Here is a 12093-nt window from a genome sequence, read left to right as displayed (position 1 = left end):
TCCGGCCGGGTACGACCGGCCGCCTTGTGTCCATCTCCTGACTGGCACCTGTGGCCCTATCCGTCCGGTCCTCGGCGGTGGTTCGGCGCGTGGCGGACTTCCCGGCCGGCGCCCGGGGCTGGCACCTTGCGTGCGACTCCTGACCGGGACCGGCGGTCGCTTTTCGCCTGCCCCTCAGGTGATACCTCCGGTCGGCCCGTGTCCCTCTGCCGCCCGGCATCTCTTGCCCTACCTGTCCCGGTCCTCGGCGGTGGTCCGGCGCGTGGTGGACTTCCCGGCCGGCATCCCTGGGCGGGCACGTTCGGTGCGAATCCTGACCGGCGCTGTCGACTGCCTCTTCGCTGGTCCCGCGGCACTCCGGGGTGGTAACTCCGATCGGCACGACCGGCCGCCTTGTGTCCGCCTCTTGACCGGCGCCTGCGGCCCTACCCGTCCAGCGCCTTCACGCCGGCCCGATTCCTGCAGGGCTCGCCGACCCGCACCCTCGGGGACGGCACCTCGCGTCTGACTCCTGATCGGCATCCCCGGCAGGCACGCCCGGCCTCTCCTCGTCCATCTCCCAACTGAACCCGGCCGTGGGCCTCCGGGCAGGCCCGACCTTCACGGGACCCCGCGACCGTCCCCCGACGTCGGCGCCTCCGCCCGGCTGGCATCCCTGACAGGTCTCCTCGGCCACCTCCTCGCCGACACCCCAGCACCTCGGTCTGGTACCTGCGGCAACAGTCTCCTGACCGGTGTTCCACCGCTCCCCGTCCGTCTCGTGACCCGTGACGCGTCCCGGGCCGTCGCCATGCTGACCCCGCTCCTGCCGGCACCCCGGCTGGAATGCCGGCCGGGCACCCAACTGCCCTGTCCCCGAATCCTGATCGGCACCTCCGGCCGCGGGCGGCCGCGCTCGCGGTGGACCTCGACGTCCCGCTCCCGGCAGTCCCGGGCTGACTACTGCACCGGCCCGACGCTCTTCCGCGTAGCGCTCTCTGCAGAGGCGACCCCCAGGGGCCTCCAGACGCCCCCGCGGCAGGCGGGCAGCATCCCCACCGGTGCGCCTCGCCCCACCCGCCCGGGGCGGGAGTGCTGGCGCGCGCCCTCGGCGGACCGCGACGCCCGCGCAGCCGTGCCGCGCTCACGGAGAGCAGGGTTAGCACCGACTCGCTGCTCGCGCAGCGCCTCCCGCGCGACACACTGTTCTCCGCAGGCCTGCCCTCGTTACGCCGACCCCCATCTGCCTGCGGCCCGACCGCACCTTGTGGACCGACGCTCCTCGGCCCAGGCGCGATTTGGGGGCGGCGCGCTGGTCTGTCGTCTGCCGGACCCCGTGGGCCGGCCGGCACGACCGGCCGCCCCGCGTCCGTCTTTCGACCTGTGCTCCCCGTCCGCCCGTTCGGCTCTCGCGCCGGTCCCGGCTCCTGACGGGTCCTCCGGCTGGCACGTCCGGCGTCGCGGACCAGAGAGCCGTCGCCGTGTTCGCGGCTGACTGGGGCGCCCCGCGCAACGTCCTGCCCCTGCCCGCCTTGCCCCGCTCGCCGAAGACACCGCCGGGGGCCCTGCACGGCACACCGTTCTCCGCAGAAGAGCCCCCAGGGGCCGACGGCCGCCCCGCAAACAACAGGCGCCCCCGCCGCGCACCCCCCGGCCCGCGCTCGCTCGGCATCCGCGTCGGCCCGTTCGGATCCGCCCGGTAGGTTGGCTCTTGCCACGATCCATCCACCGGCAACCGGATTCCAGAGCGGAGCACATGCGGTGACCGACCTCTCCCAGCTCGTGAAGGCGTACGACGTCCGCGGTGTCGTCCCCGACCAATGGGGCGAGCCGCTCGCCGAGCTCTTCGGCGCGGCCTTCGTGACCGTGACCGGCGCCGACGCGATCGTGACGGGCCACGACATGCGGCCCTCCTCGCCGGGCCTGTCCCGGGCCTTCGCCCGTGGCGCCGCCTCGCGCGGCGCGAAGGTCACCGAGATCGGCCTGTGCTCCACCGACCAGCTGTACTTCGCCAGCGGCAGGCTCGACCTGCCCGGCGCGATGTTCACCGCCAGCCACAACCCGGCGCAGTACAACGGCATCAAGATGTGCCGCGCCGGCGCCGCCCCCGTGGGCCAGGACACCGGTCTCACCGAGATCCGCGAGCTCGTCGAGCAGTGGTCCGAGACCGGCCTCCCGGCGAGCGACGCCACCCCCGGCGAGGTCACCCAGCGGGACATGCTCGCCGAGTACGCCACCCACCTGCGCACCCTGGTCGACCTCGGCTCCATCCGGCACCTCAAGGTCGTCGTCGACGCCGGCAACGGCATGGGCGGGCACACCGTCCCCACCGTCTTCGACGGCCTGCCCCTCGACCTCGTCCCGATGTACTTCGAGCTCGACGGCACCTTCCCCAACCACGAGGCCAACCCCCTCGACCCCAAGAACATCGTCGACCTGCAGGAGAAGGTGCGGGAGACCGGCGCCGACATCGGCATCGCCTTCGACGGCGACGCCGACCGCTGCTTCGTCGTCGACGAGCGCGGCGAGCCCGTCTCCCCGTCCGCGATCACCGCCCTCGTCGCCGCCCGCGAACTGGCCAAGCACCCCGGCTCCACCGTCATCCACAACCTGATCACCTCGTGGACCGTGCCGGAGGTCGTCAAGGAGCACGGCGGGACGCCCGTCCGCACCCGCGTCGGCCACTCCTTCATCAAGCAGGAGATGGCCCGCACCGGCGCCGTCTTCGGTGGCGAGCACTCCGCGCACTACTACTTCCGCGACTTCTGGAACGCCGACACCGGCATGCTCGCCGCGCTCCACGTCCTCGCCGCCCTCGGCGGCCAGGACGGCCCGCTGTCCGCGCTCGTCGCCGAGTACGACCGCTACGCCGCCTCCGGCGAGATCAACACCGCCGTCGACGACCAGGCAGGCCGCACCGCCGCCGTCCGCGCTGCCTACGTCGACGCCCCGGGCACCGGAACCGACGAGCTCGACGGCCTCACGGTCACGGGCGACGGCTGGTGGTTCAACCTCCGCCCCTCCAACACCGAGCCGCTGCTGCGCCTCAACGTGGAGGCCCGCGACGCCGAGCTCATGGCCCGCGTCCGCGACGAGGTCCTCGCCATCGTCCGCGCCTGACGGCCGTCCCGCCGGAGGAGGCGGCGCACGCGGCGCGCTCCTCCGGCGGGAGCCGGGGTCCCCGACACGGTCACGCGGGCCGGAGCCCCCGGCGATAGGCTGAATCCGCCGGTCCGGACGTGTACGCCCGCACACGGCGGACACCCGGAAACCACGACGACACCACGAACACAGGGGAGACGCCACCCATGCCGCTCGTCGAAGCCAGCCTCCTGGAGATCCTCGCCTGCCCCGCCTGCCACGCGCCGCTGCGCGAGGACGTCGAGGCCACCGAGCTCACCTGCACCTCCGCCGACTGCGGCCTGGCCTACCCCGTGCGCGACGACATCCCCGTCCTCCTCGTCGACGAGGCCCGCCGCCCCGCGTAACGCGACCCGGACCGCCCGCTGCCGCGCGCCCGCCCCGCCCGGCAGCCACCGCCACGGCGGCCCCCGCCCGCAGACCACCCGCGCCGCACCGCACGGCGCCACCGCGACACCCGACATGACCGGACCGGACCGGAGGTCACCCCCGATGCTGGACGAGACGCTGCTCGACGACCCCGACGCCCTCGCCCGCGCCGACACCCGCGGCCTCCTCCTCGGCGTCGCCGCCGCCGGCGCCCGCGTCCGCACCGCCGCCCGCCTCGCCCAGGAGGCAGGCGTCGGCGAGCTCAAGCCCGACGGCCGCCCCCGCAGCGTCCTCGTCGCCGGGCCCGGCGCCGTGGCCGTCGCCGCCGTCGCCGAACTGCTGGCCGCCCTCGGCAACGGCAGCGGACCCGTGCTGTCCCTGCACCCCACCGGCCCCGCCCCGTACGACCTGCGGTGGAACCTCCCCGGCTGGGCCGGCCCCCTCGACCTGCTGCTCATCGCCAGCCCCGCGGGCACCGAGGCCGGCCTGGCCGACCTCATCGAGCAGGCCTACCGCCGCGGCTGCACCGCCGCCGCCGTCGTCCCCGCCGGCTCACCCATCGCCGAGGCGATCCAGCAGGTACGGGGCATGGTCCTGCCGTACGCCCCCGCCCCCGACCCGGCGTCCGTAGCGGGAGTCCTCGGCGAGGCCGCCGACCCCGCGGAGGACCTCGGCGCCTTCTGGGCGCTGCTCACCCCGCTGCTCGCCCTCGGCGACCGCATCGGTCTGTTCGCCGCGCCGCCCGACGCCATCGAGCGCGCCGCCGACCGCCTCGACGACGTCGCCGGCCGTTGCGGCCCCGCGACCGCCACCTACAGCAACCCCGCCAAGGCACTCGCCTCCGAACTCGCCGAATCCCTGCCGGTGATGTGGAGCGAGGGACCGGTGGCCGCCGTCGCCGCCCGGCGTTTCGCCGCGGCCATCGCCGCCCGCGCCGGCCGCCCCGCCCTGCACGGCGAACTCCCCGAGGCGCTCGACACCCACGGCGCGCTGCTCGCCGGCTCCCTGGCCGGCGCCCTCGACCCCGAGGACTTCTTCCGCGACCGCGTCGACGAGCCCGAGGACCTCCGCCTGCGCGTGGTGCTGATGCACCGCCCCGGCAACGTCGCCGCGAGCTCCGCCCCGCTCGCCCGCGAACTCGCCACGACCCACGACACCCCGATGAGCGAACTCGCCCCCGCCGAAGGGGGGGACCTGGAATCCGCCGTCGAACTCCTCGCCGTCGCGGATTTCGCCTCCGTTTACCTCGCCATCACCTCCACCGGGAGATCATGACCGCATGGACCGCCTGACCAACACCATCCGCCCGTACGCCTGGGGATCGGCCACCGCCATCCCCGAACTGCTCGGCACCACCCCCACGGGCGAGCCGCAGGCCGAACTCTGGATGGGCGCCCACCCCGGCGCCCCCTCCCGCATCGACCGCGGCAACGGTCCGGTCCCGCTCGACCAGGTCATCACCGCCGACCCCGGCGGCGAACTCGGCGCCCCCGCCGTCGAACGCTTCGGCCCCCGGCTGCCCTTCCTGCTCAAGCTCCTCGCCGCCGGCTCCCCCCTCTCCCTGCAGGTGCACCCCGACCTCGTCCAGGCCGCCGCCGGCTTCGCCGACGAAGAGGCCCGCGGCATCCCCGTCGACGCCCCGCACCGCAACTACAAGGACGCCAACCACAAGCCGGAGATGATCGTCGCGCTCACCCCCTTCGAGGGACTGTGCGGCTTCCGCCACCCCGAGGAGACCGCGGCCCTCCTCACCGGCCTCGGCGTGGACTCCCTCAAGCCCTACGCCGACATCCTGCGCGCCCACCCCGAGGAGGCCGCGCTCCGCGAGGTCCTCACCGCCGTGCTCGGAGCCGAACGCGACGCCATGGCAGGCGCCGTGGACGAGGCCGCCGAGGCCGCCGCCCGCCTCGCCACCGAGGACGGACCGTACGCCGACGCGTACGCCGCCTACGCCGCCATCGCCCACGCCTACCCGGGCGACCCCGGAGTCATCGCCGCCATGCTCCTCAACCACGTGCGCCTCCAGCCCGGCGAGGCGCTCTTCCTCGGCGCCGGCATACCCCACGCCTACCTCAGCGGCCTCGGCGTCGAGATCATGGCCAACTCCGACAACGTCCTGCGCTGCGGCCTCACCCCCAAGCACGTCGACATCCCCGAACTGCTGCGCATCGTCCGCTTCCAGGCCGGCGACGCGGGCGTCCTGCGCCCCGAGGCGTCCCCGGACGGCGAGGAGCTCTACGCCACCCCCATCGACGAGTTCAGGCTCTCCCGCTACTCGCTCGCCGCCGGCGCCGCCCCCCGCACACCCCACGACCGCACCCCCCAGATCCTGCTCTGCACCGAGGGCACCGCCACCCTGCGCACGCCCGGCGAGCCCACGGCACCCGAACTCACCCTGGGCCGCGGCCAGTCCGCCTACGTTCCCGCAGGCGAGCGGGTCGAACTCACCGGCGAGGGAACCGTCTTCCGGGCCACCGTGGTGGCCTGACGCACCCCGTGAACCACGGCCTGCAAGAATGTCCCGCCGTAACGCCGTAAAGACCGGGCAAAGACCAGGGCCGAGGGAAGGGACCACCAGCACCTATGAGCGCGTCAGGCGGAACCAAGGCGATCGTCGCCGCATTGGGCGCCAACCTCGCCATCGCGGTGAGCAAGTTCGTGGCGTTCGCCTTCAGCGGCTCCTCGTCGATGCTCGCCGAGGGCGTGCACTCGGTGGCGGACTCGGGCAACCAGGCGCTGCTCCTGCTCGGTGGCAAGAAGGCCCAGAAGAAGGCCACCGAGGAACACCCCTTCGGCTACGGCCGTGAACGGTACATCTACGGCTTCCTCGTCTCCATCGTGCTGTTCACCATCGGTGGCGTCTTCGCGCTCTACGAGGGCTACGAGAAGGTCCAGCACCCCCACGAGATCGATGCCTGGTACTGGCCTATCAGCGTCCTGGTCTTCGCGATCATCGCCGAGGGCTTCTCCTTCCGCACCGCGATCAAGGAATCCAACCTGCTCCGCGGCAAGCAGAGCTGGGGCCAGTTCATCCGCACCGCCAAGGCCCCCGAGCTCCCCGTCGTCCTCCTCGAGGACTTCGGCGCGCTCGTCGGCCTCGTGCTCGCCCTCGTCGGCGTAGGCCTGTCCCTGCTCACCGGCGACGGCATCTGGGACGGCATCGGCACCCTCTGCATCGGCGTCCTCCTCGTCGCCATCGCGCTCGTCCTCGCCTCCGAGACCAAGTCGCTGCTCCTCGGCGAGGCGGCCGGCCCCGAGGTCGTCGCCCGCATCCGCGAGGCCATCGTCGCCGGCGACACCGTCACCCGCGTGATCCACATGCGCACCCTCCACCTCGGCCCCGACGAACTCCTCGTCGCCGCCAAGATCGCCGTCCAGCACGACGACACCGCCACCGAGGTGGCCCGCGCCATCGACGCCGCCGAAGCCCGCATCCGCGAGGCCGAGCCCATCGCCCGCGTCATCTACCTCGAACCCGACATCTACCGCGAGCAGTCCGCCGCCCCCACCGCCCCCGCGGCGGACTGACCCGCCCCGCACGACCTCCGCGCACCTTCCGGACGCGCCCGGCCACTCGGTGTAGATTCGTCACTAGCCAGACGTCGCTGCTGATGGCGGTCGGGCGGTCCGGACACGGGCCGGCCGAGGGAGAGAGGGCCTCCGACGGGCTGAGCTGCGGTCGAGGGATACGCATGTCCCCATGCCTTCCCACGCCCCGCAGCGGAAAGCCGATGTCCGTTCTGGAAGCACCCCACGAGGAGACTGCATGTCCCCCGTCAACAACGACTTCAAGGTCGCCGACCTCTCCCTGGCCGCCTTCGGCCGCAAGGAGATCACCCTCGCCGAGCACGAGATGCCCGGCCTCATGGCCATCCGCGAGGAGTACGCGGCCTCCCAGCCGCTGGCCGGCGCCCGCATCACCGGCTCCCTGCACATGACCGTGCAGACCGCCGTACTCATCGAGACCCTCGCTGCCCTCGGCGCCCAGGTCCGCTGGGCCTCCTGCAACATCTTCTCCACGCAGGACCACGCCGCCGCGGCCATCGCCGTCGGCCCCCACGGCACCCCCGAGAACCCGCAGGGCATCCCCGTCTTCGCCTGGAAGGGCGAGACCCTCGCCGAGTACTGGTGGTGCACGGAGCAGGCCCTCACCTGGCCCGACGTGCCCACCGGCGGCCCGAACATGATCCTCGACGACGGTGGCGACGCCACCCTCCTCGTCCACAAGGGCGTCGAGTTCGAGAAGGCCGGCCAGGCCCCCGACCCCTCCACCGCCGACAGCGAGGAGTACGAGCAGATCCTGCTGCTCCTCAACCGCACCCTCGGCGAGAACCCCCAGAAGTGGACCCAGCTCTCCTCCGAGATCCGCGGCGTCACCGAGGAGACCACCACCGGCGTCCACCGCCTCTACGAGATGCAGCGCGACGGCACCCTGCTCTTCCCGGCGATCAACGTCAACGACGCCGTCACCAAGTCGAAGTTCGACAACAAGTACGGCTGCCGCCACTCCCTCATCGACGGCATCAACCGCGCCACCGACGTCCTCATCGGCGGCAAGGTCGCCGTCGTCTGCGGCTACGGCGACGTCGGCAAGGGCTGCGCCGAATCGCTGCGCGGCCAGGGCGCCCGCGTCATCGTCACCGAGATCGACCCCATCAACGCCCTCCAGGCCGCGATGGACGGCTACCAGGTCACCGTGCTCGAGGACGTGGTGGAGACCGCCGACATCTTCGTCACCACCACCGGCAATCGCGACATCATCCTCGCCGAGCACATGCAGCGCATGAAGCACCAGGCGATCGTCGGCAACATCGGCCACTTCGACAACGAGATCGACATGGCCGGCCTCGCCAAGATCCCCGGCGTCGTCAAGGACGAGGTCAAGCCCCAGGTCCACACCTGGACCTTCTCCGACGGCAAGGTCCTGATCGTGCTGTCCGAGGGCCGCCTGCTCAACCTGGGCAACGCCACCGGCCACCCCTCGTTCGTGATGTCCAACTCCTTCTCGGACCAGACCCTGGCCCAGATCGAGCTGTTCACCAAGCCCGAGGAGTACCCGATCGGCGTCTACGTCCTGCCCAAGCAGCTCGACGAGAAGGTCGCCCGGCTCCACCTCGACGCCCTCGGCGTCAAGCTCACCACCCTCCGCCCGGAGCAGGCCGCCTACATCGGCGTCCCGGTCGAGGGCCCCTACAAGCCGGACCACTACCGCTACTGACGCCGCCCGGGCCGCCCGCGCGACGGCGCGGCAGTGGTCCGGCAGGCACCACAGGAGCCACCCCGCAGGCCCCCGCCCCCGGCGGGGGCCTGCCCCGTCGGGCCCCGGCCCGCTTTGTAAGGTCGAACCATGCCCCGCGGCCGCTACTCGTTCCACGACACCCACGACCACACCCCCCTCGGCGAAGAACACTTCCACTGCGCCACCGGCCCCACCGGCTGGCGCTACACCGCCCAGAACATCCACCCCGACGGCGGCCACGCCGGCTCCGTCGACCTCACCGTCGACGAACTCGGCCGCCCCATCCGCCTCGAACTGCACGCCGGGGGCTGGCAGGTCCGCGGCGCCGCCCTCGACGGCCTCACCTGGGTCCGCACCGACCCCTCCGGCGAACACGCTCAGGAGGGCAACGTCCCCGGCCACGCCTTCACGGGCGCGTCCCCCGCGTTCTACATCGCCACCGCGCGGCTGCTCCGCCTCCGCCCCGGCTCCCCGGCCACCCGCGTACGTCTCGTGGCATTCCAGCCCCCCGTGCTCGCACCCCGCACCCTCGACCAGTCGTGGGCACTGATCAAGAGCGAAGCACACCCCACTGACAACGCCCCCCTGCTCGTGGACGAGTACCAGGTCAACGACCTGGAGACCGGTGAACAACACACCGTCCACATCGCCGGCGATGTCGTCCTGTCCGCCCCGGGCATCGAACTCGAGGACCTCGAGTCACCCCCGTCCGTGTTCCCGACGACGGACTGATGACACCCCGGCGCCCCGGCACACCTCAGGCCGGAGGCGCGAAGCCCGTCGACGACGACGGCGAAGGGGACGAGGGCGAAGGGGACGAGGACGGAGAAGAGGCCCCCGGTGCCACCGGCCCCCGCGGAGCCTGCTCCCCGCGCACCGGCGGCAGAACGTCCTCCCGCGCCCCGCCGTCCGGACCGGGCGTCCCCCAGCCCGCCGGCGCCGACCCGTCCGCAGGACCCTTCCCCGGCTCCACCACCCCGAACGCCCCCGCTTCCACCGGCCCGCCGACCGGAGCACCGAAGACCCGGCGCGCGTCCCGCGCCTGCCGCTCCGCGACCACCGCGGCCAGGAACGCCGCCCGCGGCGTCCCCTCCGGCACCGGCGCCCCCGTGCACGCCACCACATCGCCCGCGAGCCGCTCCGCCATCGACCAGCCCACCTGCGGGTCCAGCTGGTGCACCCGCGACAGGAACTGCCGCACCGCCAGCCACAGCCCCTCCGGCACCGCCGACAGGTCCACCCCCGCCAACTGCCCCGCAAGCCATGGCGGCGCGGGCGGCAACGGCCGCGCCGCCCGCGGCACCGGAATCCGCTCCCGCACCACCAGCGTCCCCGCGAACACGTCCCCGACCCGCCGCCCGCGCGCCGACACCAGCGAGGCGATGCACGCGATCACCCCGAGGAACATCTGGATCTCCACGACCCCGACCGCCCCCCGCACCAGCGCGTGCCGGAACCGGATCGGTCCGCCGTCGTCGCGCACCACCCGCAACCCGCAGGCGAGCTTCCCCAGCGACCGCCCCCGCGTCAGCGTCTCCACCGCGATCGGCACCCCGATCAGCACCAGCAGCAAGGAGGCCACGTACACCGCGGCGACCGCCGCGTCGTCCATCGACGCCGTCGCCACCGCCAGCACGATCGAGACGACCAGATAACCGCCGATGTACACGACCCCGTCCAGCGCCGCCGCCAGCGCCCGGCTCGGCAGCTTCGCCGTGTGCAACCCCAGCTCGACGGCCTCACCGGTCACCAGACGCCCGGCACCGTCCACCGCGCTCGCCTCAGTCATGCGGGAACCTCCTCCTGCCCACCCCGGACCCGGAGCGCCCAGTCTGCCCCTTCTGCCAAGCTGGGACCTCCCCGGCCAGCCAGGAGCAGCGCCCATGGACCTCGACGTCTTCGCAGCCGCCCACCGCCACGAGTGGGACCGGCTCGACGCCCTGCTGCGCCGGCGGCGACGCCTCACCGGGGAGGAGGCCGACGAACTCGTCACCCTCTACCAACGCGCCGCCACCCACCTCTCCCTCGTCCAGTCCAGCGCGCCCGACCCCGCACTCGTCGGACGCCTCACGACCCTCGTAGCCCGCGCCCGCAGCGCCGTCACCGGCGCCCGCACCCCCGGCTGGCGCGACGCGGTCCTCTTCTTCACCCGGGTCTTCCCCGCCGCGGTCTACCGCTCACGCCACTGGTGGGTCCCCACCGCGCTCGCCTCCACCGCGGTCGCCGCACTCATCGGCTGGTGGGTCGCCACCCACCCCGAGGTCCAGTCCGCCATCGCCGCCCCCGAGGAACTGCGCGCCCTGACCCGACCGGGCGGCGAGTACGAGACGTACTACTCCAGCCACCCCGCCGCCTCCTTCGCGGCCCAGGTGTGGACGAACAACGCCATGGCCGCCGGCTACTGCCTGGTCCTCGGTGTCTTCCTGGGGCTGCCGGTCCTCTACGTCCTCTTCGAGAACATGCTCAACCTCGGTCTCGGACTGGGCCTCATGGGCTCCGCGGGCCGCCTCGACACCTTCCTCGGGCTGGTCCTCCCACACGGTCTCCTCGAACTGACCGCGGTGTTCGTCGCGGCCGGTACGGGACTCCGCCTCGGCTGGACCGTCATCGACCCCGGCCCGCGTCCCCGCCGTACGGCGTTGGCCGAAGAAGGCCGGGCCGCCATCGGCATGGCCATAGGCCTGGCCGCCGTCCTCTTCGTCTCCGGCGCCATCGAAGGGTTCGTGACCCCTTCCGGCCTCCCCACCTGGGCCCGCATCGGCATCGGCGTGACCGCCGAGCTGCTTTTCCTCGTCTACGTCTTCGTCGTGGGGCGCCGAGCCGCCCTCGCAGGCGAGACGGGCGACCTGGAACGCGGCGACCGCAGCGACGTCCTGCCCACCGCGGTATGACCCGTTCGGCCGACGCCGGCGATGTGCATCTGCGGTGGCTGACCTGCTAGTCTCCTCTTCGCCCCAAGACACCTGTTGACACGGGTGGCGTGGGGAGGTAGATTCGAGAAGTTGCCACGAACGGAGACGTTCGGAGGCCAGCGGCTAGGATCTAGCCCGCTTCGAAAGACCATCGATCGCACAGCACCTCTCAGAAAGAACTTTCTGAGTGGTCTTTTGTGTCGCTGTTCATAGAGGCAAACTCCGGCGGTAATCGGGCCCGAAAGAGTCTGATAAAGTCGGAGACGTCGAAAGGCGAAAGCCCGAAGACAAAAACCCCGCTCCAATAGGGGGCCGGAAACGGAGAGCGGAAACGCGAAACGGATCTGGTAAGGTTGGAGACAACGAAGGGAAAGCCCGGAGGGGCCGGTGAGACGGTCTCGAAGGAAGCTTCCGTTCCTTGAGAACTCAACAGCGTGCCAAAAGTCAACGCCA

The 12093-nt window shown here is 72.6% G+C and carries 10 protein-coding genes; 8 read left to right on the top strand and 2 right to left on the bottom strand.

All coding sequences use genetic code 11. The features are described from left to right. Positions 1-1740: 1740 nt before the first annotated feature. The 7 genes from ACZ7MY_RS41205 (at position 1741) to ACZ7MY_RS41175 (ending at position 9460) form a co-directional block, all read left to right on the top strand. Positions 1741-3099: a phosphomannomutase/phosphoglucomutase gene (locus ACZ7MY_RS41205; RefSeq protein WP_499611086.1), complete on the top strand. Its 1359-nt coding sequence runs from the start codon at positions 1741-1743 to the stop codon at positions 3097-3099. Between the two features lie 188 nt (positions 3100-3287). After that, positions 3288-3467, top strand: coding sequence for a Trm112 family protein (locus tag ACZ7MY_RS41200; RefSeq protein ID WP_431967699.1), 180 nt, complete (start codon positions 3288-3290; stop codon positions 3465-3467). 145 nt (positions 3468-3612) lie between these two features. Beyond that, complete coding sequence (locus ACZ7MY_RS41195; RefSeq protein ID WP_499611082.1) at positions 3613-4764, top strand: SIS domain-containing protein; 1152 nt, start codon at positions 3613-3615, stop codon at positions 4762-4764. Positions 4765-4768: 4 nt separating this feature from the next. Beyond that, positions 4769-5977 carry a mannose-6-phosphate isomerase, class I gene (gene manA / locus ACZ7MY_RS41190; protein WP_499611079.1) on the top strand — a complete coding sequence of 403 codons (1209 nt, stop codon included), beginning with the start codon at positions 4769-4771 and terminating at the stop codon, positions 5975-5977. A gap of 95 nt (positions 5978-6072) precedes the next feature. After that, positions 6073-7017, top strand: coding sequence for a cation diffusion facilitator family transporter (locus ACZ7MY_RS41185; protein ID WP_499611076.1), 945 nt, complete (start codon positions 6073-6075; stop codon positions 7015-7017). A 238-nt stretch (positions 7018-7255) separates the two neighbouring features. Further along, a complete protein-coding gene (gene ahcY, locus ACZ7MY_RS41180; protein WP_499611073.1) occupies positions 7256-8707 on the top strand; it encodes an adenosylhomocysteinase in 1452 nt (483 codons plus the stop codon). A 129-nt stretch (positions 8708-8836) separates the two neighbouring features. Then, a complete protein-coding gene (locus ACZ7MY_RS41175; RefSeq protein WP_499611070.1) occupies positions 8837-9460 on the top strand; it encodes a hypothetical protein in 624 nt (207 codons plus the stop codon). A gap of 25 nt (positions 9461-9485) precedes the next feature. Here ACZ7MY_RS41175 and ACZ7MY_RS41170 read toward each other — a convergent pair whose 3' ends face one another. Continuing rightward, on the bottom strand, positions 9486-10517 hold the full coding sequence (locus ACZ7MY_RS41170; protein WP_499611068.1) for an RDD family protein: 1032 nt from the start codon (positions 10515-10517) through the stop codon (positions 9486-9488). A gap of 94 nt (positions 10518-10611) precedes the next feature. Here ACZ7MY_RS41170 and ACZ7MY_RS41165 point away from each other — a divergent pair, with 94 nt between their 5' ends. Further along, positions 10612-11619, top strand: coding sequence for a stage II sporulation protein M (locus ACZ7MY_RS41165; protein ID WP_499611066.1), 1008 nt, complete (start codon positions 10612-10614; stop codon positions 11617-11619). Between the two features lie 190 nt (positions 11620-11809). Here the strand turns inward: ACZ7MY_RS41165 and ACZ7MY_RS41160 are convergent. Then, positions 11810-12093: hypothetical protein (locus ACZ7MY_RS41160; protein WP_499611064.1), on the bottom strand; the 284-nt coding region annotated here is incomplete at its 5' end.

The sequence above is a fragment of the Streptomyces sp. NPDC111520 genome (genome assembly GCF_055635295.1).
The sequence above is the reverse complement of the archived record's forward strand: the minus strand, read 5'-3'. Positions and strand labels throughout refer to the sequence as shown.